Annotated in this window: 26 protein-coding genes; 2 read left to right on the top strand and 24 right to left on the bottom strand. The window is 49.9% G+C overall.

Features of this window, described 5'->3' with window-relative positions:
- Positions 1 to 111 precede the first annotated feature (111 nt).
- Both B5F07_RS10840 and B5F07_RS10835 read left to right on the top strand, forming a co-directional pair.
- Positions 112 to 597: a DUF5391 family protein gene (locus B5F07_RS10840; RefSeq protein WP_087161297.1), complete on the top strand. Its 486-nt coding sequence runs from the start codon at positions 112 to 114 to the stop codon at positions 595 to 597.
- 199 nt (positions 598 to 796) lie between these two features.
- Positions 797 to 1,390 (top strand): GTP pyrophosphokinase, encoded by a 594-nt coding sequence (locus B5F07_RS10835; RefSeq protein WP_087161296.1) that lies wholly within the window; start codon positions 797 to 799, stop codon positions 1,388 to 1,390.
- 109 nt (positions 1,391 to 1,499) lie between these two features.
- Here the strand turns inward: B5F07_RS10835 and B5F07_RS10830 are convergent, their stop codons facing one another.
- The 24 genes from B5F07_RS10830 to B5F07_RS10715 form a co-directional block, all read right to left on the bottom strand.
- Positions 1,500 to 2,876 carry an MFS transporter gene (locus tag B5F07_RS10830; RefSeq protein ID WP_087161295.1) on the bottom strand — a complete coding sequence of 459 codons (1,377 nt, stop codon included), beginning with the start codon at positions 2,874 to 2,876 and terminating at the stop codon, positions 1,500 to 1,502.
- 114 nt (positions 2,877 to 2,990) lie between these two features.
- Complete coding sequence (locus B5F07_RS10825) at positions 2,991 to 4,040, bottom strand: LacI family DNA-binding transcriptional regulator (protein ID WP_162613110.1); 1,050 nt, start codon at positions 4,038 to 4,040, stop codon at positions 2,991 to 2,993.
- Between the two features lie 126 nt (positions 4,041 to 4,166).
- A complete protein-coding gene (locus B5F07_RS10820) occupies positions 4,167 to 6,659 on the bottom strand; it encodes a glycoside hydrolase family 2 protein (protein WP_087161293.1) in 2,493 nt (830 codons plus the stop codon).
- A gap of 87 nt (positions 6,660 to 6,746) precedes the next feature.
- Positions 6,747 to 8,828 carry a beta-glucosidase family protein gene (locus B5F07_RS10815; RefSeq protein ID WP_087161292.1) on the bottom strand — a complete coding sequence of 694 codons (2,082 nt, stop codon included), beginning with the start codon at positions 8,826 to 8,828 and terminating at the stop codon, positions 6,747 to 6,749.
- A 294-nt stretch (positions 8,829 to 9,122) separates the two neighbouring features.
- Complete coding sequence (purD, locus tag B5F07_RS10810; RefSeq protein ID WP_087161291.1) at positions 9,123 to 10,394, bottom strand: phosphoribosylamine--glycine ligase; 1,272 nt, start codon at positions 10,392 to 10,394, stop codon at positions 9,123 to 9,125.
- A gap of 109 nt (positions 10,395 to 10,503) precedes the next feature.
- Positions 10,504 to 11,133, bottom strand: a complete 630-nt coding sequence (gene purN / locus B5F07_RS10805) for a phosphoribosylglycinamide formyltransferase (protein WP_087161290.1) — start codon at positions 11,131 to 11,133, stop codon at positions 10,504 to 10,506.
- Positions 11,127 to 12,152, bottom strand: coding sequence for a phosphoribosylformylglycinamidine cyclo-ligase (gene purM, locus B5F07_RS10800; RefSeq protein WP_087161289.1), 1,026 nt, complete (start codon positions 12,150 to 12,152; stop codon positions 11,127 to 11,129). Before purM ends, purN begins: the two co-directional genes overlap by 7 nt.
- A 12-nt stretch (positions 12,153 to 12,164) precedes the next feature.
- Entirely contained in the window at positions 12,165 to 12,677 is a 513-nt protein-coding gene (purE, locus tag B5F07_RS10795; RefSeq protein ID WP_087161288.1) for a 5-(carboxyamino)imidazole ribonucleotide mutase, read from the bottom strand.
- A 58-nt stretch (positions 12,678 to 12,735) separates the two neighbouring features.
- Positions 12,736 to 14,808: an aminopeptidase gene (locus B5F07_RS10790; protein ID WP_087161287.1), complete on the bottom strand. Its 2,073-nt coding sequence runs from the start codon at positions 14,806 to 14,808 to the stop codon at positions 12,736 to 12,738.
- 33 nt (positions 14,809 to 14,841) lie between these two features.
- The gene (locus B5F07_RS10785) at positions 14,842 to 15,213 is read right to left on the bottom strand and encodes a DUF6142 family protein (protein ID WP_087161286.1); all 372 of its coding nucleotides are present in this window, start codon (positions 15,211 to 15,213) and stop codon (positions 14,842 to 14,844) included.
- Positions 15,188 to 15,664: a VanZ family protein gene (locus B5F07_RS10780; protein WP_087161285.1), complete on the bottom strand. Its 477-nt coding sequence runs from the start codon at positions 15,662 to 15,664 to the stop codon at positions 15,188 to 15,190. The genes B5F07_RS10785 and B5F07_RS10780 overlap by 26 nt, the downstream gene beginning before the upstream one ends.
- Positions 15,665 to 15,779: 115 nt before the next feature.
- The gene (locus tag B5F07_RS22835) at positions 15,780 to 15,929 is read right to left on the bottom strand and encodes a hypothetical protein (protein ID WP_191403324.1); all 150 of its coding nucleotides are present in this window, start codon (positions 15,927 to 15,929) and stop codon (positions 15,780 to 15,782) included.
- A gap of 12 nt (positions 15,930 to 15,941) precedes the next feature.
- Entirely contained in the window at positions 15,942 to 16,622 is a 681-nt protein-coding gene (pyrE, locus tag B5F07_RS10775; protein WP_087161284.1) for an orotate phosphoribosyltransferase, read from the bottom strand.
- Positions 16,623 to 16,734: 112 nt separating this feature from the next.
- The gene (locus B5F07_RS10770; protein ID WP_087161283.1) at positions 16,735 to 17,277 is read right to left on the bottom strand and encodes a putative ABC transporter permease; all 543 of its coding nucleotides are present in this window, start codon (positions 17,275 to 17,277) and stop codon (positions 16,735 to 16,737) included.
- 24 nt (positions 17,278 to 17,301) lie between these two features.
- Positions 17,302 to 17,796: a hypothetical protein gene (locus B5F07_RS10765; RefSeq protein ID WP_087161282.1), complete on the bottom strand. Its 495-nt coding sequence runs from the start codon at positions 17,794 to 17,796 to the stop codon at positions 17,302 to 17,304.
- A gap of 25 nt (positions 17,797 to 17,821) precedes the next feature.
- On the bottom strand, positions 17,822 to 18,805 hold the full coding sequence (locus B5F07_RS23400) for a hypothetical protein (protein ID WP_330397796.1): 984 nt from the start codon (positions 18,803 to 18,805) through the stop codon (positions 17,822 to 17,824).
- Positions 18,806 to 18,812: 7 nt separating this feature from the next.
- Positions 18,813 to 19,292 (bottom strand): GNAT family N-acetyltransferase, encoded by a 480-nt coding sequence (locus B5F07_RS10755; RefSeq protein WP_087161281.1) that lies wholly within the window; start codon positions 19,290 to 19,292, stop codon positions 18,813 to 18,815.
- 30 nt (positions 19,293 to 19,322) lie between these two features.
- Positions 19,323 to 20,525 carry an N-acetyltransferase gene (locus tag B5F07_RS23395; protein ID WP_204248839.1) on the bottom strand — a complete coding sequence of 401 codons (1,203 nt, stop codon included), beginning with the start codon at positions 20,523 to 20,525 and terminating at the stop codon, positions 19,323 to 19,325.
- Between the two features lie 168 nt (positions 20,526 to 20,693).
- Positions 20,694 to 21,596, bottom strand: coding sequence for a dihydroorotate dehydrogenase (locus B5F07_RS10740; protein WP_087161280.1), 903 nt, complete (start codon positions 21,594 to 21,596; stop codon positions 20,694 to 20,696).
- The gene (locus B5F07_RS10735; RefSeq protein ID WP_087161279.1) at positions 21,596 to 22,381 is read right to left on the bottom strand and encodes a dihydroorotate dehydrogenase electron transfer subunit; all 786 of its coding nucleotides are present in this window, start codon (positions 22,379 to 22,381) and stop codon (positions 21,596 to 21,598) included. Before B5F07_RS10735 ends, B5F07_RS10740 begins: the two co-directional genes overlap by 1 nt.
- 8 nt (positions 22,382 to 22,389) lie before the next feature.
- On the bottom strand, positions 22,390 to 23,316 hold the full coding sequence (gene pyrF, locus B5F07_RS10730) for an orotidine-5'-phosphate decarboxylase (protein WP_087161278.1): 927 nt from the start codon (positions 23,314 to 23,316) through the stop codon (positions 22,390 to 22,392).
- A 27-nt stretch (positions 23,317 to 23,343) separates the two neighbouring features.
- A complete protein-coding gene (locus B5F07_RS10725) occupies positions 23,344 to 23,808 on the bottom strand; it encodes a DUF2752 domain-containing protein (RefSeq protein WP_087161277.1) in 465 nt (154 codons plus the stop codon).
- Positions 23,809 to 23,833: 25 nt separating this feature from the next.
- Positions 23,834 to 24,406 carry a CD225/dispanin family protein gene (locus B5F07_RS10720; RefSeq protein WP_242972504.1) on the bottom strand — a complete coding sequence of 191 codons (573 nt, stop codon included), beginning with the start codon at positions 24,404 to 24,406 and terminating at the stop codon, positions 23,834 to 23,836.
- Between the two features lie 181 nt (positions 24,407 to 24,587).
- On the bottom strand, positions 24,588 to 25,196 hold the full coding sequence (locus B5F07_RS10715; RefSeq protein WP_087161276.1) for an ECF transporter S component: 609 nt from the start codon (positions 25,194 to 25,196) through the stop codon (positions 24,588 to 24,590).
- Between the last annotated feature and the right edge of the window lie 25 nt (positions 25,197 to 25,221).

Genomic DNA, 25,221 nt, shown 5'->3' with positions numbered 1-25,221 from the left:
GGCAAATTTCCTTCTTTTTTCTGGTATGCTTTGGAAAGATGCCGATGGAATTCCCGGCATCACAGAAATCAACAGAACATAAAAATACAAAAAGTTCAAGGAGGAAGTAAAATGAACCACCCACAGAACACATTTCATCAGAATCAGCCGCACAACACTACAGGAAAACAGAAGGTTTTTCTCATCCTGACATGCCTCTCCGCCTTTCTCTTCATGATGATTACGGTTACAGCATCCCTCTCCCCGTATGCACAGTTCGGAAATGCCAACCGTTTCGGAAGCGAAGGCATGTTCCAGGCAGTCTTTTTTATCGCTGCAGTATATTTTCTTCCCCTCATCCTGTATACAATGGGGCTTAAAAGCATGCGCTTTATCCTTGCCGCGGTCACAGGGATCTTTACCTTAAGTGCCGCCGCAATTCTGGTAATCCTGCCTGTTCTGGCTGCAGCACCGGTCCGTAACCTGCTGGAATCCGCAGCTGGCACTGCCATTTCCGCGGGATACGAGTGGGCAGCCGTCGCCATGTGGATACTTAGCGCGGCGGAGATCATCGTAAATATCCTGTGGTATGTAAATTGGGGAAGCAGTAAAGCCTGACTTTACTGTACCTTGCCTGCCTAAAATTTTAAGAATTCTATAATATTTTCTGCACCGATTCATCACATTCCGGTGCTAAAGTTCCTTTTAGCCGGGGTAAAAAGAGGATCCCGCATCCCAGAATAAATCCAGGATTTTCCGCTTGCATGCACAGCTGAACCATCCTGGCAGTAAACCGGCGAAGGGAGTATAAAATGAAATGACAAAAGACGAGTACTACACTCTGATTTCTCCGTACACAGACGCTATGAACACCATTCTCACACGGCTGGAAATATTGAGCCATAAGGCGGAAGAACAGGACAAGCCCTGCCCGATTCACGGAATCACGAGCAGAATCAAAGAGAAGACGAGCATTGAAAAAAAGCTCAGGAACCATGGATTTGAAGAGAGCGCAGAAGACGCCCGGGCACAGCTCCATGATATTGCAGGCGTGCGCGTGATCTGCTTTTTTGAATACGATATCTGTCATCTGGTAAAATGCATGAAAAAGCAGTCGGATCTGATTATCATAAAGGAGAAGGACTATATCACCACGCCGAAACCCAATGGATACCGAAGCTACCACCTGATTGTCGGCGTCCCGGTCTACTATATGGACGGTATGGAGTATTATCCGGTAGAGATCCAGTTCCGCACGATCTCCATGGATTTCTGGGCTGCCATGGAACACCGGATCTGCTATAAGAACCAGCCATTCAATGAGCTGGAGATGAGAAACGCATTCCGGCAGTATTCAGAGATACTGGAAAAGATGGAGAAGTCATTTGAAGTATACAGTGAAAACAACTAAAATGAAGGCAGATAAGTAATTATGGGGCAGCGGTGTCTGGTTCCGCTGCCCCCTGTATATCAGAGACTGACTCCGGCGTCTGCCGGCAGTCCCATAACAATTTTCTCTGTTATACTGCTTTCTTTCCGTGTGCCTTGTCCCAGTCGGCATTTGCCTTTTCCACTTTCAGGAAGTACATAACAACCGCCGTAAGGGCTACTGCGATCAGCGGGAAGAAGAGGTACATAAAGTTCAGCATATTGATCGCGGACTGCGGCTGGTCTGCCGCGCCGTTAATATATCCGCCTGCATCCAGAAGGATTCCGCATAAAGCAGTTCCAAGGCCACCGCCCACCTTGATTCCAAGGGAGGAACAGGAGAACATGGCGCCTTCAATGTGCTTGCCCTGAGTCCTTACCGTATACTCAGATGCAGCAGAGATCAGCGCGTTGATATCTCCGGTAACCGGGCTGGTACATAATCCTGCCAGTGCAGCAGAAATCAGCATGAACGGGATGTTCATGGAAAGACCCGCGAATACAAAGCAGACACGGAAAATGGTAGCCGCACAATATCCGTAGAAGTTTACTTTATACATTCCCTTCATCTTTTTGATCAGAATAGGAGTAAATGCAAGTCCCACCACCATAGGCGCCATCTGCGCGGCACTGAACATACCAAGCGCAGCTTCATTCTTAAGCACATAGGTACACCAGTAAGCGCCAACACTTGTAATACCTGTCTGAATGTACATTAAAATATAGAAAATGGCAATCAGGATAAAGTACGGGTTCTTCAGAAGGAGTTTCAGTGATTCCAGGAAAGAAACATCTGATTTTACTTCTTCCGACTTTCCGGTAGCCTCATTCATATCTTCAACAGGAAGCTCCTTGACGGAAAATACCGAGAGGGTATTGACAATAAGTGAAACCGTTGCATAAATAAGAGCGATGTTACGCCAGCCTGTGGTTCCTCCGCCAAGCGGCTCTACCAGAAGCAGAGTAATAGAGGATACGACAATGTTCGTAACCAGGGAGAACATGAAACGGATGGACCCCATCTGCACACGTTCATTCACATTCCGGGTAATCAGGGACGTCAGGGAAGCATAGGCAATATTGTTTGCTGTGTAGAATACTGCATTCAGCAGTGTATATGTAATGAAGAAATACACATACTGTGCCGTCATTCCCCAGCTTGTCGGGATGGCAAAGATTGCGACAAGACAGATCACGTTTCCAATCTCAGCAAAAAGCATCCACGGTCGTGCCTTTCCCATTTTGGAATGCGTCTTGTCCATCAGGTTTCCAAACAGCACATCGGTCACGCCGTCAGCAAATTTTGAGAACATGATAAGGATACCAACGACAGCGGAGTTCAACCCGATATAATCTGTCAGGAATATCATGACAAAACTTGTAATAAGTCCATAGATACAGTTGGCTGCCAGATCTCCGGAACCATATCCTACTTTGTTATACCATTTTAAATATTTTTTCTCTTCCATGTATACATCTTTCCTTTCTCAAATAGGTATATTTTAAATACGAAAGATGTACACGAGCACACTACAATTATACTATACCCTCTGCACAGTTTTGTCAAGTTTCATCTGGATTTATTATAAATTTTGTGCAATATTGATAGAAAGCTCCGTCTTATACCAGGCTGTATCCGGCTCCCTTCCAAGCGCAAGATAATCAAATAAAATCTCCAGTGGTTTCCTGCCCTGTTTTTCCGGCTCCTGACAGATTGTTACCGCGATCTTTTCATTTCTCACCATTTCCCACTGTTCTCCGGTGATGAGGTCATTTGTGATAATCTTTACCCTGTGGGGCATCTCTGTCCTGGAGATATATTCGCAAATACTGTAATCTCCCGGATTGACCAGATAAATCACATCAATACCACTGTATTCCTCCAGCTTTTTCATCAGGTCTCCCTTTACCGACTCATAATATCCTTCCATGCCGAAAAAAATCTTATCCACGATCTCCATGTCCGGATACCGGTCCTTCATTTCATCCTCAAATCCTTCGATCCGTTCTGCGGAACTCTGGATATTTCCGGGGTCCATCGAAAGAATACAGACCTTTCCTTGTGCGTCTGTCATAAGAGATGCCACTCCGCAGGCAAGCCTGCCGGCCTGCCGGTAGTCACATCCGACATATGCCAGTTTCCACTCACAGGATGAATCCAGATTATAAGTAACAACAGGCACAGTTCCTTCTCCTCTCATCTTAAGCCAGGTGACCAGAGAATCTGCCGCTAGCCCCAGAACAGCCCATCCGTCAATCTGCGGCCGGGCCGGAATCAATGTTTCAAACATCCGGATCCATTCTTCATTATTTTCTATCGCCCTGGTAACAGGAAAAAACAAGACTTCTACGCCATACTGTTCCAGTTCCACCGCATACTCCTGTGCTGCCCGGTATACTGCCATATGGAAAGGCGCCGCCGCATTTTTCACATAAATAAACCCGATTTTCAGCTGCTTTTTTCTCGCTGCAAGTCCTTTTCCTGCCGGATTCGGGCGGTATCCCAGTTTCTCGGCGATCTCCCGGATCCGCTTTTCCTTATCCGGTGCCACCCTGCCCCGATTGTTAAGCACCCGGTCCACAGTACCTCTGGAAACACCTGCCTCTGCTGCGATATCTTTCATTGTCACCATATTCCAAGCTCCTTCACTCTTTCTTTTCAGAGAAACAGCATAGCACTTCCTCATTTATTTGTCAAAACACTCCCGGAAGTGTCTGTCGAAACGGCACTCCGGGAGTGTTGTTAAACTCCTGATATTCTATTCTGCCTCGATAATGGTTTGTACCGAGCCACAACCTTCGACGGTAAAGGTCACTGTAATAGTGCCCTTTTCACCGGTTGAGCGCACCACAGCCATCACATAGCCGTCATAGGTCGGGCAGACTGTATCATCATAGCTGTTTTCCGACTGCGGATCCGCATTTCCGAATCCCTGCAAGACACCCGTTCCTTCCACCTGCACGGAAACATTCCTTACCTCATACAGGTTCGGATAACCGGAAGCATCCTCCAGACCAACGGTAATATAGACCAGTTCCTGGCTGTCGGCATGAATCTTCTGCGTTTCTGCTTGGATCACGGGCCGCACTTCTTCTCCGGCTGTATAAAGCAGGAATTCTCCTTCCATCTGTCCGTTCCGGTATCCCACCGCTTTGAGTTCACCCGGATGATACGTCATCTCAAAGGGCGCTGTATATCCGTTTTCCTCTCCAGCAGGCTTTCTTCCCACAGACTCCCCGTTCAGGAAAAGCTCCACCTCCGGGGATGCGCAGTAGACATCCACCTTTGCCGGTTTCCCTTCATATCCCGGCCATGTCCAGCTTGCGATATTATCCTTAAACATCCACGGCGTCATACTATGCGGCTGTCCGTAACGGTTCACACGTTCCACTGCGATATAGGGCTCTTTTCTCAGCCCGAACACGATCTGGCGCAGATAGCTGACCGGACGGCGGTATCCTGTCAGGTCAATATCGCCGATATACGCGGCACGGTCCGGCCAGTTCGATGAGAAATTCGCCTTTCCGTCATAGTAGAATATACCGCATCCTGCCTCGCCCAGATAATCATATCCTGTCCATGTCATATCGCCGATCACATGGCTGTTCTTCTTCACAACATCCCAGAGCCTTACGATGTCTCCGGGGAATGTCTCGGTTCCGAGCACCACCCGGTTGGGGTTCAGCTGGTGTTCCAGGGCATGGCGCCCTGTCAGATAGTTGTACCCCGCAATATCGGTGGCGTCGGCAAACTCCTCCAGCCGCTCCGTCATTTTCGGATGGGCGGCGAATGCATCTCCGGTCTTTCCCGACATGACAAGAGACATCATATTATTAAGCAGATTGCTTCCGCCTGCGCCCTCTGCTCCTCCTTCCGCGCTTCCGCTCAGGTCACTTCCTGCTTCGCGGAGTACATCTGTCATGATCTCCTTCATACAGTCAGACGCCGCGATCAGACCGTTCGCGGCGCTTGTCGTAAAGCGGGTTGCGTCCAGTTCTTTGAATTTATCAGAGATCCTGCGGTTCATCTGTGCCCCCTTCGGCGTTCCGGCTTCCTGGATCTCATTTCCGGTAGAGTAGAGGATCACGCAGGGATGGTTGTAGTCCTTTTCGACAATCTTCTCCACGTCCTCCTCCCAGTGATAAACAAATTCCTGCGCATAATCGTTCGTATTTTTCGGTCTGGTCCACATATCGGACAGCTCGTCCATCACAAGCATGCCGATCCGGTCACATGCATCCAGCATGGCTTTTCCCATCGGATGGTGGGAACTCCGGATACAGTTAAATCCTGCTTCCTTAAGCTGTCTGCAGCGTCTTTCCTCCGCGCGGTAGTAAGTCGCCGCCCCGATAATGCCATTGTCATGGTGGATACAGGTTCCCCGCAGATTGACCGTCTTTCCATTCAGGCAGAAACCGTTCACCGGGTCCACGGAAATTTCACGGACACCAAACTTTTCTTCCACGCAGTCCATCTTCCCTCCGTCAGTGTTCAGAGATACCCGTGCCGTGTAGAGTTCCGGGCTGTCACAGTCCCAGAGCCTCGGAGCGGACAGGAGGATTCTCTGGCGCACGCCTGTCCGGTCCCCCCGGTAAACGGTAATCACCGTCTCATCTTCTGCGGCTGTATTTCCGTCCGGATCAATGATCTCCGTATGTACTTTAATCCGCTCTCCCTGAAGGCAGTCATTTTCAATTTTCACTTCAACCTCTGCCACCGCGGTGTCATGCCGGATATTCTTTGGCGTTATCCGTACTCCGTTGACCGGAATCCGCAGCATTCCGCCGGTGAAAAGATTGACACTCCGGTAAATGCCGCTTCCGGAGTACCAGCGGCTGTTGGGCTGCATACTGTTGTTGGCAGTAACACGGATCTCATTGTCCTCCCCATATTTCTGGAATTCATCGGCGCATACATAAAAGTTGGAGTATCCGTAAAGGCATCCGCCTGCATAGTCGCCGTTTATATATACCATTGCATGGGCATAAACACCTTCAAACTCAAAGATAACCGTCTGATCTTTCCATTCCTCCGGCACGTAAAACTTCTTCGTATACTGATAGACACCTCCCGGATAGAAACCGGACTGACTCCCTGAAACAGCATCAGGCGTCCTCTTTTCATGGATCATTGCATCGTGCGGGAGTTCCACTTTCTCCGACTTTTTGGAAGCGCCGTGAATCTGGTCTGCCAGGCCTCCGCCCGCCTTGTCCGTAAAATACCAGTCCGAATTAAACAACTGTTTCTGCATACTCTGTGTCTCCTTTCATTTTCCGGTTTATGCAGGAAACGGCTGAAGCGCCATGCCTCCCCAGCCGTTTCTTTTCCTGTGTTTCTTTTACAGGTCGATCTCTGTCTTTATCAGATCCTCTTCTGCCGAGCTGTTGCCTACATAGACAGAGTATCTCATATTTTCCAGTTTCCACTCCCTGTGGGTGGGATCGTACCATTTCAGTTTTTCCAGAGGAGTTGTGACCGTAACCGACTTCTCTTCCCCTGCATCCAGATGGATTCTCTGGAAACCGCGGAGCTGTTTTACCGGGCGGTCCACCGCGGAATTTTCAAATCCCACATAAACCTGGATAACCTCTTCTCCTGCCCGTTCCCCGGTATTTTTTACTTTCACGGACACTTTCAGATTCTCCCCGTCAGAATACGCTTCTGCATCCGAGAACCCGAATGAGGTATAGCTTAAGCCGAATCCGTATGGTATCAACGGTTTTACACCGTTCTTTTCCAGACGGGTATATCCGTGATAATACTCATAATACTGGTCGTAAGCTTCCCAGTCTACATAGGGAAGATCGTCTTCGGAATATGGTACCACGTAGGGAAGCTTTCCGGACGGGTTCACATCACCGTAAAGGATCTCCGCGATTGCGGTGCCGCCTTCCATTCCCGGATAGTAAGCCATCATCACAGAGTTCACGCAGTCATACCACTCTGTCATCATGATCATATTGCCGCCGACCAGGACAGCTGTGGACTTCGGGTTGACCGGTCCGACCTGCTGAAGAAGTTCGATCTCATCCGCGTGGAGTCCAAGGCTTGTCTTACGGTCACCGCCCACAGCTCCGGTATAGTTGTCCACTTCTTCTGCGGAGACAAACTCACCTTCATCATCATAATTGTATCCTACTACGAAAACAACCGCGTCAGACTCTGCCGCCAGCTTCTTCGCCCTCTCAATATCAGATCCATCGTCAAAGACCACTTCGCTTTCCGGATGAAGCTTCTTAAGCCCTTCCTCCGGTGTCACCACATACGGCGGCCGTACCCAACTGGAGCCATGATCACCGATGATCGCGGTATTCGCAAGTTTCCCGATCAGAGCCACCTTCCTTACCTGTGCGCGGTCAAGAGGAAGCACGCCGTTATTTTTAATCAGCGTAATCCCCTTCTCCGCAGCCTCCTTTGCCACTGCAATATGTTCCGGGCAGCCGACAACGGACATATCATATTCTTTATGATCCTTATCAAAAGCAAGAATGGTCCGGACAATGCGCAGAGCAGCTTCATTGATCTTCTCCTCCGGCACAAATCCGTCCTGCACAGCTTTCACCAGACGGTCTCCAAACTGCTGTGTCCACATCATTTCCATGTCCTGTCCGCCGTTCGCCGCTTCTACCGTGTCGCGTACGCCCCAACAGAAATCAGACATTACAAAGCCGTCGAAATCCCACTCTTTTTTCAGTACCTGGTTCAGAAGATAGTTATGGTGTCCGCAGTGCACTCCGTTATATCGGTTGTAAGAACTCATGATACTGGCAGCACCGGCGTCAACACAGTCCTTGAAATGAGGAAGATAGACCTCCTTCTCTGTACGCTGGTCGCAGGTCACACTGCATTTGAAACGCGCATTTTCCATATCATTAAATGCGTAATGCTTTACACACGCCATAACGTCCTCATCCTGAACGCCCCGCACCAGTGCCGCGCCCATCTGACCGACCTGGTAAGTCTCTTCCCCGTATGTCTCCTGGCTTCTTCCCCAACCGGGATTATACGGGAGATTGATACACACGCCAGCAAAAAGATTTCCGCCGAAGGCCCGTGTCTCTTTCCCGATACAGTGTCCGATCTTCTCCTCAAGTTCCGGGGAAAACGTAGCCCCCCGCGCCATAGATACAGGGAAACAGGTTGCCTGGTTATTTCCGCAGACAACGCCGCGCGGACCGTCTACAAACAGCATCGGGGGAACTTTCGGATCTTCAAGACCTCCGGCTGCATATGGAACCACATTGTAATGATTCTCATCGCTCTGCATTGCCTCAGCCATCTTTGCCATTGTATCCGAAGTCATGTGCTGCATATCAATATTTCCGCTCATCAGCCATACTTTCTGCTCCAAAGTCAGTTGGTCTACGATTTTCTGTGCCTCTTCTGTAAAAGAAAGCCTATATTCTTTTGTCGCCCGCATTTTTTCATTTCCTTTCTGTTCTTTTTTGGTGTGTGCTCGTGAACATGATTTTATTATAGACTTGTGCAAATCGTTTGTCAAATAGAATTTTTACATCTCGTCATTGTTCAATATATACATCTATTTTTTGTTAGAATCAGCAGGATTTCCAAAAAAATAAATAAAATCTTCTCCCAAATCCACTCTTTATACTGATATTTGATGTATCCATCAGTCCCATCCTTTTTTGCATTTTAAAGACGGACGAGAGACAAAACAGGACGTAGTGAAATTGAATTTCACTACGTCCCCGAATTATGCTTCGTCTATCGCTTTTCCGATATCATGCCGCATATATTTATTCTTGAACTGTACCCACTCTGTCGCCGCGTAGGCATTCGCCCGGGCTTCTTTCAGATCTTTCCCTTTTGCCGTCACGCCGAGCACTCGTCCGCCGTTTGTCACGATCTGGCCATCCTGGAATTTTGTTCCCGCATGGAAGCAGTAATACCCTTCATGCTTCTTGAACTCCTCAAGGCCGCTGATGGGGAAGCCCTTGTCATATTTCACCGGGTATCCCTCGGAAGCCAGAACAACGCAGACTGCCGCGTTATCCTCAAACTGCAGGTCGATCTGGTCCAGCGTTCCGTCGATGCAGGCCTTCATCACATCAATGATGTCTGTCTTCATCCTCGGAAGCACAACCTGGGCCTCCGGATCTCCGAAACGGGCGTTGTACTCCAGAACCTTCGGTCCGTCTGCCGTGAGCATCAGGCCGAAGAAGATCACGCCTTTGAACGGGCGTCCCTCTGCTGCCATGGCGTCCACAGTCGGCTGATAGATATATTTCTCACAGAACTCCTCTACTTCTTTTGTGTAGAACGGGCTCGGAGAGAAGGTTCCCATTCCACCGGTATTCAGTCCGGTATCCCCGTCTCCGGCACGTTTGTGGTCCTGGGCGCTTGTCATGGTCTTGATGGTCTTTCCATCTACGAAAGAGAGGACAGACACTTCCCGACCGGTCATGAACTCCTCGATAACCATCTCATTTCCCGCAGATCCGAATTTCTTGTCGAGCATGATGGTCTTCACGCCCTCTTTCGCCTCTTCCAGATTCTGGCAGATCAGAACGCCTTTTCCGAGCGCCAGACCGTCCGCCTTGAGGACAATCGGGAACTTCGCCGTCTCAAGATATGCCAGTGCCTTATCCGGATCCGTAAAGTTCTCGTAAGCCGCTGTGGGGATATTATATTTCTTCATCAGATCCTTGGAAAATGCCTTGGATCCCTCGAGAATGGCGGCGTTTTTCCTCGGGCCGAATGTGCGGATTCCCGCTTCTTCCAGAACATCTACCAGTCCGCCTACCAGCGGATCATCCATGCCCACAATACAGAGGTCGATTTCTTTTTCTTTTGCAAATGCGGCAAGCCTGTCGAACTCCATTGCTCCGATATCCACGCACTCTGCGTACTCAGCGATTCCCGCATTTCCCGGAGCGCAGTAGATCTTGTCCGCCTTCGGGCTCTTTGCCACGCTCGCTGCAATGGCGTGCTCTCTTCCGCCGCTTCCAACTATCAGTACCTTCATAACGTCCTCCTTTTCTAAAGATGCGTCTGCATCTTTCCGGCATTGCTCCCGGATTTATTCTGCATCTTTCCGGCATTACATCCGGATTTATTCAGGATTTTTCACAGATTTATTCCTGAGAAATGATCGTTCGGTTTCCCTCGACCTTCACTCTCCCATTGGCGATCAGGTCAATGGCTTTCGGCATAATGATCCACTCCGCCTGCTCCATGACTCTCCTCTGCAGGATCTCGGGCGTATCACCCTGCTGCACATCCACAGCCTTCTGCAGGATGATCGGTCCGGTATCCGTTCCCTCATCAACGAAGTGCACGGTAGCGCCGACCACCTTTACTCCGCGCGCAAGCGCCGCCTCATGTACCTTCAGCCCGTAGAATCCTTTTCCGCAGAAAGACGGAATCAGAGACGGATGAATATTGATCATCCGGTTCCTGTACTTTTCGATCATGGCCGGGGGAATCACCACAAGGAATCCCGCCAGTACAACCAGATCCGGACTGTATGCATCCACCGCTTCGAGCAGCTTGTCATTAAACTCTTCCCGGGTGGCAAAATCCTTCGGGGATACACAGACATTCGGTATTCCGTTCTCCTCCGCCCGCTTCAGTGCATATGCATTTTTGTTGTTGCTGATCACGCCGACAATCTCTGTATTCGTGATCGTCCCGTTTTTTACACCGTCTATGACTGCCTGGAGGTTCGTTCCCCCGCCGGAAACCATCACTACAACCTTTAACATAAGGTCACTCCTTTTTCTCCTGCCTCGATGTTACCTACCACATACGGATCCTCACCTGCTGCGCGGATCGCCTCCATGGCAGCATCCACATCCGCCTCGTCCACAGCAACCACCATGCCAAGACCCATATTAAATGTATTGTACATCATATGTTCCTCCACATCTCCGTCATCGGAAAGCATATGGAAAATGGGCGGAATGGGGTAACTGTCCTTTCTGATCACTGCATGAGTGCCGTCCTTTAACATACGCGGAATATTCTCATAGAAGCCGCCGCCTGTGATATGGCTGCATGCCTTGACTGTAACTCCTGCATCCTTGATGCTCTTCAATGCCTTCACATAGATTCTCGTCGGAGCGATCAGAGCCTCTCCCAGCGTACAGCCCAGGCTGTCATAGTAAGTATCCAGAGCTTCCCGCTTCATGTTAAACACCTTTCTCACAAGCGAGAATCCGTTGCTGTGGATTCCGGAAGACGCCATACCGATCAGGACATCGCCGGGCTTTAAGTTTTCCCCGGTAATCATGTCTTTCCTGTCACACACGCCCACTGCAAAACCGGCCAGATCGTATTCATCTGGTGCCATCAGCCCCGGATGTTCCGCAGTCTCTCCCCCGATCAGGGCAGCTCCTGCCTGAAGGCATCCCTCCGCGACGCCTTTTACGATATCCGCGATCTTCTCCGGCTCATTTTTCCCGCATGCAATATAGTCAAGGAAAAACAGAGGCTCGCCGCCTGCGCATGCAATATCGTTCACACACATGGCGACTGCGTCGATCCCGATAGTATCATGTTTGTCCAGAATCATGGCGATCTTCACCTTCGTGCCGCATCCGTCCGTGCCGGAAAGCAGCACCGGCTCCTCCATCTCTTTGATCTTTGCCAGAGAAAAAGCTCCGGAAAACCCGCCCAGTCCTCCGAGGACCTCCGGGCGCATGGTCTTCTTTACATGCTCTTTCATAAGTTCCACTGATTTGTAACCGGCCTCAATATCAACGCCTGCATTCTTATAATCCATTCCTGTTCTCTCCTATTTTTCCTTCAGATATTCCTCATATCCGACTTCCTTTAACCGGTCGGATTTTGCCTGCACGGTCTCTTTCATTTCCGCAGAATACGCTTTCAGCTTTTCAAGCAGTTCCCCGTCCGATACAGCAAGAATTTTCGCCGCAAGGATCGCAGCATTCATGCCCCCGTCAATGGCTACTGTGGCAACCGGGATTCCCGGCGGCATCTGGACGATGGAGTAAAGTGCGTCCACACCCTCCAGGTTCTTTGAGGACATGGGAATACCGATCACCGGCATCGGGAAAAGCGCCGCGCACATTCCCGGAAGGTGTGCCGCCATTCCTGCTCCCGCGATAATCACTTTGATTCCCTTTCCCTCTGCTGCCTTCGCCCACTCAAAAAATGTATCCGGCATGCGGTGAGCGGAAATAATTGTCATCTCATAGTCAATTCCGAATTTTTCCAGCGTCGCTGCAGCTTTGCTCATCACCTTCAGGTCTGAGTCGCTGCCCATTACAATTCCTACTTTTGGCATCTGATTTCCTCCTTCTGTAACCTGCCTGTAATCTGATTACTGTTCCTTCGCCTGCCGCCTATCCCAGCGGTTCGTTGAGGACTTCCGTCCCGGGCAGTGCGAATCTTCCGTTCTTTATAAGTATAATGTTTTTGCCTTCTTTTGTCACTACACTTATTTCTTCTAACTCTTCATAAGGTATGGTTATATCTGTGTGACAGTTGAAATATGCTTTCGACACGTCTTCCTTACGCAGAAGCGATACGGAGTTGTCCTTTGCCATAATCTCCTTGCCGTTGGGATTGTAGACACGGATGTCCTCACTCCAGCTGTAGCAGGTATCTCCCACGGCAAAATGCGGTCCCGTCTTCTCCGCAATCAGGATCGGCATTTTATCCTCGATGCCATACTTTCTTGCCGCCACATAGGCAGTGGTATTTGTGCCGATGGCAAACTCTCCGAGAGGCAGCGTCTCGTGGTTCTTGAGAATATTGTCGTAAATATATTTTCTGTTCTCCGCCTCATCCTCAAAATTGGAACAGGTGTAATCCGTAATCTTCCCGTCCTCAAAAGTCAGTTTCAGATTCCGGTACTCCAGTTCCTCCAGGTATACCCTGCTCACATGCAGTACGCCGGATGTTCCTTCCAGTACGGGAGAGGTAAAGACCTCGCCCACCGGAATATTCACGTCCGCCACGCAGTTCTCGAAAATCGTCTCCTTCTGCGGATCCTTCAGGGTGATCAGCTTCACCTTCAGGTCCGTCTCATTATCCCCGCTCCCGAGAATGTGAACGTAGTCCCCCTGATCCAGAGCGTCGATCATCGTCTGCTGAACTCTCTCATAGAGCTTTGCGTCCAGTGTATTGATGCGGATTACCTCGTCAAAGATCTCCGGATATTTCTCCCCGATCTCCGGCACCGGGTACGCCACGATGGTAAAGCTTCGCTCATCCCCGCGGATATACTCGTTGGTGATCTGTCCGGATCTGCTGTCATAGAACAGGGAGAGTTCTCTCTGCGTCTCACTGTACGACGGCGCCTCCTCTTTTGTCTCCGGAGAAAATGGGTGCTCTCCGAAGATTTCCATCACTGCCGGGCCTCCCATTCCTGCCGCCAGGATCCGGTTCTGCTCATAGGTTGTCTTCATGACTTCCAGTTTCCGCTCAACATAGCGTTTGTCCATAAACAGAGCCTGATCCTGCCGGTGGTCGTAATCATACTGCCGGTTGGGAACCGCCCCGTAATACCCGATCCTGTGGTGTTCCCTCTTTGTGATCACACTGGTTGCCGCCCGGTAAATGACAGGTTTGAGCCCCATTTTCCGGAAATTCTCCACAGCCGCCCGGATCACCCTCTCGAATCCCAGGCTGTAACGGATATTGACTGACGACTTCTTCGAGAGATCTTTCCCCGTATTGACAAATCCGATCCGGTATCCCTCCGTATAGACGTCCGCCATCTTCTGGATTGTCTCCTCTGAGAGCGAGCGCAGATGCCGGGCGGTTCCAAGTTCATTTTCCGTAATATATTCCCCGAACCGGTACAGATAATCGTCCGTGTCCAGATCTGCATGTTCTATGATCTCCGCTGCAAAGGAAAGTTCCGGATCAATCTGCTCCCGTATCCTCTCCTCCAGAAACACATCGCAGTAATCACTGGCATACCAGTAAATGATGTCACGGATTTCTTTTGTCTCCGGCTCTTCTTTTTCCTCAAAGCAGTTGTAGACCTCTATAAAGAGCTCGTAGAGAATCGTCAGATAATCGGTGCGTTCCGCGAAGCAGAAGGCAATCCCGGAGCGCATCTCTGCATACAGCAGACTCAGGAGCTGTCCCATATCCCTTCCCAGCTTTCTGCAGGCGAAAGCCGGATTTCCATAGCTCGCTTCATAATTTTTCCCCAGAATATCGCTGTAGAGGATCTCGTTTAAGCTCTGCTTCTGTTCCAGGGTATAGGATTCCCACATACCGTCTGCAACTTTACGCCTGACATTTTCCAGCTCCAGAAGAAAAATCGCCGTATCCTGGAAAAACGCCCGGTATCTGGAAGCCACCGTCTCCTCAGAGATCAGACTTCTCAGCCGGTCCACCGCCAGCTCATGCCGCTGCGCGCACGCTTCATTTTTCTCTCTCAGCCATTCTTCCCGTCTCATCTAAAAACCTCCTATCATCAAACGAAAACACATTCAGCTCAGACCGCCTATTAAAATAGCACAGAAAACAATCAGCATCAGAATATTTACCGGAAGCCCGATCTTGCAGAAAATGTATCTGCGGTCCCTCTCCCGGAATCCCTTTATGGCAAACCGAACCCCGCATGCTGACAAAACCGGAGAAACCACTGCCAGTCCCCCTACAATCCCCACCGTGCCTCCTCTCGTAAGGTAGGCATACAGAATGCATCCTGCCAGTATCAGCAGCGACAGAAGCGCCATCCAGCATGAGACAATTCCCATGCGGGAGTGCTGCTGTTTTGCCTGTCCGTATTTTCTCGTCCCCCGTTTTTTCCGTTCCCTTTCCCGCTGACGCTGCTCAGCGCTTTTTTCGTTTCCGAACATATAGCCTTCTCCTTATCCTGTTACAAACTGCAAAAATAATAAATCCAAGCACTCCCCCGATCGTATTGAGCAGGATATCGTCCACATCAAAACTCCCCACCCGGGTAATGAGCTGAATAATCTCCACGATCAGGCTCAGCCCCATACTGTAAAACAGAGTCTTGAAGAATCCCCTCGATTTGCTCGCCATGGAAATAAAAAAGCCATACGGCACAAAAATGAGGATATTTCCGAAAAGATTTGCAAACACCGCAAACATGCCGAGCTGTTCCCGGTATGTAAGAAACCGCCGGATTTCTTTGAAGAGTTCCAGGTTATACCTGTATTCTTCCGCTACGCCCTCCCTGCCGTACCACTCGGCAAGGAAGAGAAAATAGATCAGGAAAGCAATATATAACACAAACAGGACCTTACCAAAGGCCCTGATTATTTTCGCCTTTTTCTTACTCAAAATCTTACCTCTTTGACAGACGGCGCTTTGCCGTTTATTCAGTCGGAAGGGACAGCCCTCCTTCCGGACGGTCTGTCCCCCTTTTCATCCCAGCGTCACAGCCTGCGCTGCTTTTCTAAAATGTAATCTCCTTTTTATGCCTGAGCAGATTCGCACCATTTACAATGGAAATGACTCCTGCCGTAATTCCGATCACCAACACGATAATTCCCAGTACGATATTTCCCGTACCGCTGTTTTTCATTGCACGATATGCCTTCTCCATACAATGCGCCTCCTATTTTACTCCATATGTTTCATAGTATGCATCAATTGCTGCCTTTAATGTATCATCAATGACAACTTTTCCTTTGTACGGTCTGTTATAAAGGTGCTCTACCACTTCTGCCATGGTCACAATCGCCGCGGTATCAAATCCATACAGATCATGGACTTCCTCCAGCGCGCACTTCTCGCCGCCCTTTCCGACTTCCATGCGGTCCAGGGATACCATCAGTCCCACGATCGTCACGTCTGCCGCGCCTCTTACCTTCGGCACAGTCTCTTCCATGGACTTTCCGGATGTCGTCACATCCTCGATCATAATCACTCGGTCCCCGTCCTTCAATTTGCTTCCCAGAAAGCTTCCTTTGTCCGCGCCGTGATCCTTCTCCTCCTTGCGGTCAGAGCAGTAACGTACTTCTTTTCCGTAGAGTTCGCTGTAGGCAATGGCTGTCACAACCCCCAGAGGGATTCCCTTATAAGCCGGTCCGAAAAGCACATCGAAATCATCCCCGTATCTGTCGTGGATCGCCTTTGCATAGTACTCTCCCAGACGCTTTAACTGGGATCCCGTCACATAGGCTCCCGCATTCATGAAAAACGGAGACTTTCTCCCGCTTTTCAGGGTGAACTCGCCGAATTTCAGCACATCGCTGTCCACCATAAACTCGATAAATTCCTGCTTGTACTGTTCCATATTTTAATAACCTCCCTGTATCTTCCGGACCTTCCGGCCCTTGATTTTCTTTCCCCGCCTTTGAAATCCTCTCAATTTTACCACAGATTTCCTCCAATGGGAACACCCTTTGTCACACCACAGCTTTGATCACCAGCGCCGCCACATCCGCAAGGAAAAGGAACGCCATGATTCCCGTCACAGCACGAAATACTTTCGGCGGCATTTTCTCTGTCAGCCGTACAAAGAGCGGCTGAAGAAGATAGAGGAAAATCATCCCTCCGATCCCGAAGCGGATGCTCGGATTGAGGGCAATCCTTCCCTCAAAGTTAAAGGAAAATCTCGTATAATCCCAAAGCCATCCGCCGGTTGTAAATTCCATAATATAGCTTCCGATCAGCTCCACTACTGTCGTGATCACCACAATCCCGATAAATACCAGAACCGGTGTAACCGGAATCTTTCCCACACAGATCCGCTTCTTCTGAAGACCGCCCAGGGAGAAGATCAGAATCAGCGCTCCCACTCCGTAAATCACACAGTACGGACCGAAGAGCACACCCCTGTTGGAAAATCCCCACCGGTAAACAACAACCTCCAGAAACACTTCATAGATCCATCCCAGGATCGAATAGAGCATAAAGCAGAAAAAATATTCCTGTATTTTTCTTCCCATAAGTCCCCCTCATTTTCCTATCCTTTAGAATCCCAGTTCCCGGAGCTCTCCCTCCGGGATCGACAGATCCAGGGTGAATTTCGTGTCCTCGTCAGTCACAACTTTGATCCTGTTTACTCCCGGTTCAATGGGGATAATGCTCTCTCCGTTCAATCCCATATCCGGGCTGCACTCTGCCAGTGTAGTCAGGTCTCCGTCCGGTGAGATCAGGACCAGCTTCAGCTTTCCGCTCTCCAGAGAAATACGGTACGTCATGCTGATCTCCGCCTCATAATCCGCCTCAAACGACCATATGGTATCCATTCCTTCCATCTTCTCCACCGTAATCTCGAGGGTATCATCTTCAATCTGCTGGGTAAGCCCGTCAAGATTATATGAATTCGAGTCACTGACAATCGCACTCTCATTGTCGTACAGCGCTGCCATCGGATTCCCGCTGCACCCGGTCAGCAGCACGGCAGGCAGAAACGCACCCGCTGCGATTCTTCTGCACAGAAATTTTAACCCTGTTCCTTTCATTGCACTCTTCCTCCCTTGTATTTTCTCATCCTGTATCTTCCTGTATTTCCTTTCTCCCCCACCAGTCCGAGAGAAGCTCTTTTAAGCGTACCGTCCTCCCGGTCTCCAGATCGAGCAGAATCTCAATATCTGCACTGTCTCTGCCAAGCTGCATCATAAATTCACGGCATGCACCGCAGGGCGGTCCCACCTTTCCGTCTCCCATCACTGCAAGAATTTTGTCAATCTGATTCTCCCCGTTGGTTATCATATTGGCGATCGCATTTCTCTCCGCGCACATGCCAAGAGTGCAGGCGGTGTCGATACAGACTCCCACGTAGATATTTCCGCTTTTTGTGAGAAGTGCCGCTGCGACCTGTCCGGCATCGATATAAGGGGAAAGACTCCTTGCCCGCTGCACCTTTCTCGCTTCGTTGTAGAGTTTCTGCCAGATGGGATCTACCGGTTTTTCCGATGCTTTCGCCGTATGCTCATTTACATAGCGGAGAAATTCCGGCGTTTTCGACCAGTATTTTATCCCCCAGTTTTCAAAATTCCACTCGTCCATGTAATCATTGCATTCATAATCGATGTAATAAAGAACATTATCCTGCAGAATAAAATTCGTCGGGAAATAATCAATGTTCGTCCCCGCCTTATACAGCCGCGCACACATGTCTTTTACCTGTTCCAGGCAGGTCTCCGGAAGACGCTCCGCCAGTACAAGATCATACACGGTCTCTCCGTCGATAAACTCCTTTATGATCCGTTCATTTTCCACATCAGCATCGAGCATCTCCGGCATCCGGATCCCGATTTCTTTCAGCCGTCTGTAGTCGTTAAGCTCTGCTTCGATCTTGTTTCCAAACCGGTAATAATCGCACGGTTCATGGTGGATCTGCTTTAACACCACTTTTCTTTTATCCACCGCAGCCAGCCAGGAATAACCGCCCTTGCCTTTACCAAGCAGTTTTAAGATCTCATACTCTTTTCCGTTTGCTGTGACTTTCTGTCCTTCTCTGATCTCCATAATCTTTCTACCTGTGCACATACATTCTCGACAGTTCCGGTTCTCCGTCCCCCTGTACCATACAGAGGAACTCCCAACCATAGCGCTCATAAAAAGAGGTATGATCGGTAATAAGATACAGCGTATCAATTCCCCGATTCTTCATATCTCTGCACACATATCCAAGCAGCGCACCTGCCACGCCACGCCCGCGCCGATCTTCCTCTGTATAGACGGCACATACATTCGGCGCCAGATCTTTCCGGTCGTGTAAATCATTTTCAATCACGCCCATTCCGCCGATAATGCGTTCTCCTTCCATCGCCAAATACCACTGGGGAACCGCCGCTTCCCGTTCCGTGCTGCATTTCCCACCGCTTTTTTTCAGACACTCTTCCATGCTCTCCAGATATGCCTGCTCGGGAATCCCCCATTTTTCGTGAAACCATCCTGCGGCGCTTTCTTTCATGTCCGGACGGTCCGTCAGTCTTACTATGCTATATTCCATTTTAAATGATTTTCCTCCTAAATGAAATGGTTATCTGTTCATTTTCTCTACAAATTCTGCCGGCTTCACCGTCAGTTCCGCCCAGGCAGGACGGAAACCGCTCTTTATCGCATTCCTGGCGGACTTGATATTCGACCAGGCGCAGCAGTAAAAGGGAACTTTTCCCCTCTTTAAAATCTCCCGGGAAAGTGCGCCAGTGAGCGCTGAAGCGATTCCCTGACGTCGATACTCCGGAAGCACGTCGACACCGATCTGCCACATACTGTCACAGTCTGCAGAGCAGGCTGCCAGACCAATCAGTTTTCCTTCCCGATACGCGCCGATTCCCAGTACATCCAGCTCTTTCCTCGCTTCACAGAGAGCGTTGCTCCAACAGGGAATGTACAGGGATTTGAAGTCCTCCGGTCCCATCAGCGCCAGGGCATATTCACATTCATTCTTTACCTCCTGATCCACATCCGGCAGAAAATACTCTGCCATAAAGCAGACCTTCATCCCATATTCTGCAAAAGTCTCGTTCAACACATACAGATTCGGGGTCTCAAAGCAGTGTTCCGGAAGATATCTGCCGATATATCCTTTCACGATTTCCTCATACTGCGGTTCCACAGAAGCCACGATATTACTTCCATAGGAAACCAGGTCGCATGTAAAGGGAAGTTCCAGATATTTTCTCGCTCCCGGATTCTCTGCCGAATGGACAATCACATTTTCTGTTTTCAGAAAATCTTCCGCCCGGCAGTTCAGATCGACTGCCGACTGTTCCATGGCGATCCGCAAAATTTCCTGATTTGTCATCCTCTTTAAGTGCTGATGCTTCCATGTCATCAGAAGTTCCTGCTCCCCGGTATTCTCATCCACAGACCTGCTCCGAATCGCAAATCCTTCCCTCTCGTAGAACTTTACTGCCCGCTGATTTTTCTCATACACATGCAGGGACAGCTCCGGCTTTTTCTCTTTTACAAATGCGATCAGCTTCCTGCCGATCCCCCGTGACTGCCCTCCCTTTCTCACAAAAATCCCGGCGATATAGTTCCCGTCCAGACCGATAAATCCCCGGATCCCATCATCCTCTGCATACACATAGATCTCCGCTTTTCCAAGCATCTCCCTTACCGGGAGAAAATTGTCCCGCCAGTATGACTCCGGGATAAAATTGTGGGCGCTTATATTGGTATTCAGCCAGATCTCAGCGATGCTGTCGAGATCAGTACGGCAAAATGGACGAATCATAGACTTCTCCTTTATTGAATTTTATTATGGGAATACCCTTCTTCTATTTTACAATTCTACCACACTGCACAAGAAGGCTTCAAGCAGGCATCGCATAAAAAAGGTGTATCCCGCCCGTGCCAATACCTGCACGGATGAAATACACCTGTCTTAATACACATCTGTAATTTACTCTACAATCCCCACCATATCGCTGACATTTTCAAATCCGTATTTCTCCATATACTTCTCGATTCCGTCCACGATCTCCATGGTAACCGCAGGATTATAGAAATTCGCCGTCCCCACGGACACTGCGGAAGCGCCCGCCAGGATCATCTCGATGGCGTCCTCCGCCTTAGCAATTCCGCCCATGCCGATCACCGGGATCTTTACCGCATGCGCCGCTTCATAGACCATCCGCACCGCGATGGGATGGATGGCAGGTCCTGAGACTCCGCCGGTCCGGTTGGCAAGCACGAATTTTTTTCTGTCAATATCGATCTTCATTCCCGTAAATGTATTGATCAGGGAAACCGCGTCGGCGCCGCCTGCCTCCACGGCTTTCGCCATCTCCGGAATACTCGTCACGTTGGGGCTTAACTTCATGATCACGGGCTGCTTTGCATATTTTTTCACAGCTTTCGTGATTGCTTCCGCCGCCTTCGGATTCTGTCCGAAAGCGATGCCGCCCTCTTTGACATTGGGGCAGGAGATATTGATCTCCAGCATATCCACATCTTCATCTGCCAGGCGCTCAACCACCTCACAGTAATCTTCTTCAGACCGGCCGCAGACATTTACGATGATCTTTGTGTCGTATTTTTTCAGAAACGGAATATCCCGCTCGCAGAACACATCGATTCCCGGGTTCTGAAGTCCCACCGCGTTCATCATTCCGCCGTAAGTCTCCGCCACACGGGGAGTCGGGTTGCCCGCCCAGGGAACATTTGCCACGCCCTTAGTTGTCACAGCGCCCAGACGGTTCAGATCCACAAAGTCCGCGTACTCCGCACCGGACCCGAATGTTCCGGATGCCACGGTCACGGGATTTTTCCACTCAACACCTGCAATATTTACCTTCGTATTCATCAGATCTCCACCTCCGCAGCCAGAAATACCGGTCCGTCCTTACAGATCCGCTTGTTGTGCACATGGCTGTGGTCGTCGATCTCCTTCGACTGACAGACACATGCCAGACATGCGCCGATCCCGCATGCCATCCGCTCCTCCAGAGAGATATAGCACTCGATTCCATTCTCCTGTGCATACTGCTTGATTGCCCGAAGCATGGGAGTCGGCCCGCAGGCATATATGATATCCGCTTCAAGAGCATTCTCCCGGACAGCATCCATCACGTTGCCCTTTGTCCCCACACTGCCATCCTCAGTAGAAATATAAACCTCGCCGTTGGCCTGGAACTCATCCCGGAGAAATGTCTCCGCATTCCTGTACCCCACGATAATCTGCTTCTTCTCACATTTCATCTGTTTTGCAAGCTCCAGAATGGGCGGCACACCGATTCCGCCGCCGATCAGGAACGCCCGTTTCCCTTCCGCCTTTCCATATGGGAATCCGTTTCCCAGGGGACCGATCACCGGGATGATATCGCCTGCTTTCATCCGGGAAAATTCCGCCGTCCCCGTATCCGGTCCGGTCACCCGGTAAACCACGCGGAGGCTGCCGTTTTCCCTGTCAATCTCGCAGATGCTGATGGGACGGGGGAGCAGTTTGCTCCCATCGTTCGTATACATTGAGATGAACTGCCCCGGCACTGCCGTCGCAGCGGCCTCCGTCCTGATCCACATACTGTATATATCTGCAGCGATCTTCTCCTGGGAGATAACCACTGCGTTTTCTTTTCTCTTTTCTGCCATATAGCCTCCTACCTCGCTTCCAGTGCTCCGCTGATGTCCGCGATCATCGCCTCCACTGCCGCTCTGGACGCGTCGCCGAAGTTCTCCTCGCCGTACTGTGCATATGATTCCTGCTTATATGCCGCGATGATGCCGCGGGAGGAATTCACAATAGCGCCGAGACCGTCCTCGTTGAAGAAATGTACCAGATCCTTGCCCTGACCGCCCTGTGCGCCGTAGCCCGGCACAAGGATATATGACTTCGGCATGATCTTTCTTAAAATCTTACCCATCTCCGGATAAGTCGCACCTACAACCGCACCGATATAGCTGTACTCATCACCCATGCAGTCAGCGCCCCACTCTGCAACTTTCTCACCTACAAGCTCATAGAGCGGGCGTCCGTCGATCAGGCGGTCCTGGAACTCGCCGCTGGACGGATTGGACGTCTTCACAAGGATGAACAGTCCCTTCTTCTCCGCCTTGCACACATCGATAAATGGTTTTACACCATCTGATCCGAGATACGGATTCACAGTTACAAAATCTTCACCAAAGGGAACATACTCTTTGCTGCCCACTTTCACCCGTCCGATGTGTCCTGCCGCATATGCCGCAGAAGTGGAGCCGATATCGCCTCTCTTGATATCACCGATCACTACAAGATCTTTTGACTTACAGTAGTCTACCGTCTTCTGAAACGCCATAAGTCCCGGGATACCGAACTGCTCATACATGGCAATCTGCGGTTTTACTGCCGGAATCAGGTCATACGTCTTGTCAACGATCTCTTTGTTGAACTGCCAGACCGCTTCCGCTGCTCCCTCCAGCGTCTCGCCATATTCTTTGAATGCCTTTTCCTGAATATGCTGCGGAATATAGCTCAGCATCGGGTCAAGTCCCACCACGATCGGGGCTTTCGTCTTTTTGATCTTTTCAACCAGTTTGTTAATCATCTTTTTTCCTCCATAATATATCTTCAATCATCCTAACACTGCCGTGATGCCGCCGGGTGCCAGCAGGGTAAAGGGAAATGCCGGGATATTTCTCAGCACGCCATATATCAGAATCACCACCAGTACAGTGAGCAGAAACTTCGCGCTGATCTTCCCGTCCACATGATTTCCTCCCGTCACAGTCCAGTCGATTCCCCGTGCCACAATGTAGAGTCCGATAAACGGCAGGACAATCACCATCAGCGGGTTATACCCGAACGCCTTCAGGAACTCTCCGTGAAGGATAAAATAGCAGGCCCGCCCGGCGCCGCATCCGGGGCAGTACAGTCCCGTCATCAGATAAAAAACGCAGGGAATGGGATGCTGAAACGGGCTGTGAAAATACAGGAACAGAGCTCCTGCCGCCAGTACAGCGCATATTCCCGCCGTCAGGGCAATCCGCATCCTTACGCTCTCCCGGAACATTTTTCTTATAATATTGATATTTTCCATCTATTATCGGTATTTTCCATCTTTCTCAATAGTAGTAATAATACCCGATTTCACCGATCATTCCGAAAACGAAATACGCAATCAGATCCACCACGATTCCTACCACGACAGCGACAATAATCCAGATCTTTGCCATATTCGCCGCATGTCTCGCACTCTCAGCATCTCCGGAAGAAACTGCCGTATTAATCTTAACCGTATAGAAAATAGCCACGATACCGACCGGAATACAGCAGCATACTGTAGAAATAATCGACAGGATCAGATACGGAATCCAGTTTACCGGCTCCTCGTGATTATACTGCGCATACTGATACTGCGTACTGTTCTGCGTATTGTACTGTGTGTTCTGCTGCCCGCTGTACTGGGCGCCGTTCGGATCACTGTACTGCGCATTCTGCTGCCCGCTGTACCGGGCGCCGTCCGGATCACTGTACTGCGCATTCTGCTGCCCGCTGTCAGCATCGCTGTACTGTGTGTTCTGATATGTATCTGTACCTGCCTGATTTCCGGATACCGGCTGCTGTGCGCCGCAGTGGGGACAGAATTTTGAGCCGTCAGGTATCTCCTGATAACAGTTGATGCACCTCATCTCCATAACCTCTCTCTCTTTGATTTTCTGCCTATTATCATAACATTAATTCTCTCATCCGTAAACCGTCCGCAGATAAAAAATGCCCCGGCAGAATCTGTTATTTTCTCTCTTTTCAGATCCTGCCGGAGCCGGTTTTCCCATAGCTTTTCTTTTCTCTTGTCAACTGACTCTCTCAAGTCTGCTCTCAGGCTTCTTTCACCCGTCCCGTACCCGCGTGAATCATCCCTGTCTTCATCAGCACCGGACGCAGCGCCATGTACAGCACTCCCACGAGAACCGTGGACACCACCGCATTGATAAATGTAGCAGCAGTTCCGATTTTTGCCAGTGTGGCAGCCATCTCCTGGGGCTGTCCGAGAATGAACTGTTTGTAAAAGTATCCCACCAGAGGATCTGCGATCACATTAAATCCCAACCCTGCAATCGATGCGATAATACTCCAGCGTAACACATATTTCCGATCCGTGCTCTCATTGATCTTTGCGAAACGGTGAGCCACCAGTCCCACAATAAGTCCGATACACAGTTTCAGGACAAACGTCTTCGGAGCCTCCACAATATAAACCGGATCCAGAATGTCGGCAATCGACATGCCGATAGCACCTGCCAGTCCGCCATACCAGCCTCCCAGGATCAGGGCGCCGAGCACACAGAATGCATTTCCGATATGAATCGATGTAGCGCCGTCTCCTACCGGTATTTTTATCTGCAGATAGGTAAATGATACAAAGCAGAGCGCCGCCATAAGCGCGGTCTGCGCAAGCTTTACCACTGTTTCATTTCTTCTTTCCATAATCAACCAGCCTCCTGCTTCTTTC

This window comes from Lachnoclostridium sp. An169 (assembly GCF_002160525.1).
Classification (GTDB): Bacteria; Bacillota; Clostridia; order Lachnospirales; family Lachnospiraceae; genus Mediterraneibacter; species Mediterraneibacter cottocaccae.
This window is presented reverse-complemented; position numbering and strand designations above follow the sequence as displayed.

Bases quoted from the DNA above. Each gene is read 5' to 3' on its own strand.
- B5F07_RS10740 (WP_087161280.1), bottom strand. From the start codon at position 21,596: ATGAATACGAAGGTAAATATTGCAGGTGTTGAGTGGAAAAATCCCGTG.
- B5F07_RS10765 (WP_087161282.1), bottom strand. From the start codon at position 17,796: ATGAAAGGAACAGGGTTAAAATTTCTGTGCAGAAGAATCGCAGCGGGT.
- B5F07_RS10830 (WP_087161295.1), bottom strand. From the start codon at position 2,876: ATGGAAGAGAAAAAATATTTAAAATGGTATAACAAAGTAGGATATGGT.
- purD (WP_087161291.1), bottom strand. From the start codon at position 10,394: ATGAAGGTACTGATAGTTGGAAGCGGCGGAAGAGAGCACGCCATTGCA.
- pyrE (WP_087161284.1), bottom strand. From the start codon at position 16,622: ATGGAACAGTACAAGCAGGAATTTATCGAGTTTATGGTGGACAGCGAT.
- B5F07_RS23395 (WP_204248839.1), bottom strand. From the start codon at position 20,525: ATGATTCGTCCATTTTGCCGTACTGATCTCGACAGCATCGCTGAGATC.
- B5F07_RS10840 (WP_087161297.1), top strand. From the start codon at position 112: ATGAACCACCCACAGAACACATTTCATCAGAATCAGCCGCACAACACT.
- purE (WP_087161288.1), bottom strand. From the start codon at position 12,677: ATGCCAAAAGTAGGAATTGTAATGGGCAGCGACTCAGACCTGAAGGTG.
- B5F07_RS10835 (WP_087161296.1), top strand. From the start codon at position 797: ATGACAAAAGACGAGTACTACACTCTGATTTCTCCGTACACAGACGCT.
- B5F07_RS10735 (WP_087161279.1), bottom strand. From the start codon at position 22,381: ATGGCAGAAAAGAGAAAAGAAAACGCAGTGGTTATCTCCCAGGAGAAG.
- B5F07_RS10770 (WP_087161283.1), bottom strand. From the start codon at position 17,277: ATGGGAAGAAAAATACAGGAATATTTTTTCTGCTTTATGCTCTATTCG.
- purN (WP_087161290.1), bottom strand. From the start codon at position 11,133: ATGTTAAAGGTTGTAGTGATGGTTTCCGGCGGGGGAACGAACCTCCAG.
- B5F07_RS10825 (WP_162613110.1), bottom strand. From the start codon at position 4,040: ATGGTGACAATGAAAGATATCGCAGCAGAGGCAGGTGTTTCCAGAGGT.
- B5F07_RS10755 (WP_087161281.1), bottom strand. From the start codon at position 19,292: ATGGAATATAGCATAGTAAGACTGACGGACCGTCCGGACATGAAAGAA.
- B5F07_RS10725 (WP_087161277.1), bottom strand. From the start codon at position 23,808: ATGGAAAATATCAATATTATAAGAAAAATGTTCCGGGAGAGCGTAAGG.
- B5F07_RS10815 (WP_087161292.1), bottom strand. From the start codon at position 8,828: ATGCGGGCGACAAAAGAATATAGGCTTTCTTTTACAGAAGAGGCACAG.
- B5F07_RS10820 (WP_087161293.1), bottom strand. From the start codon at position 6,659: ATGCAGAAACAGTTGTTTAATTCGGACTGGTATTTTACGGACAAGGCG.
- B5F07_RS10715 (WP_087161276.1), bottom strand. From the start codon at position 25,196: ATGGAAAGAAGAAATGAAACAGTGGTAAAGCTTGCGCAGACCGCGCTT.
- B5F07_RS22835 (WP_191403324.1), bottom strand. From the start codon at position 15,929: ATGGAGAAGGCATATCGTGCAATGAAAAACAGCGGTACGGGAAATATC.
- pyrF (WP_087161278.1), bottom strand. From the start codon at position 23,316: ATGATTAACAAACTGGTTGAAAAGATCAAAAAGACGAAAGCCCCGATC.
- B5F07_RS10720 (WP_242972504.1), bottom strand. From the start codon at position 24,406: ATGGAGATGAGGTGCATCAACTGTTATCAGGAGATACCTGACGGCTCA.
- B5F07_RS23400 (WP_330397796.1), bottom strand. From the start codon at position 18,805: ATGGAGATCAGAGAAGGACAGAAAGTCACAGCAAACGGAAAAGAGTAT.
- B5F07_RS10785 (WP_087161286.1), bottom strand. From the start codon at position 15,213: ATGTTCGGAAACGAAAAAAGCGCTGAGCAGCGTCAGCGGGAAAGGGAA.
- B5F07_RS10790 (WP_087161287.1), bottom strand. From the start codon at position 14,808: ATGAGACGGGAAGAATGGCTGAGAGAGAAAAATGAAGCGTGCGCGCAG.
- purM (WP_087161289.1), bottom strand. From the start codon at position 12,152: ATGGATTATAAGAATGCAGGCGTTGATATTGAGGCCGGTTACAAATCA.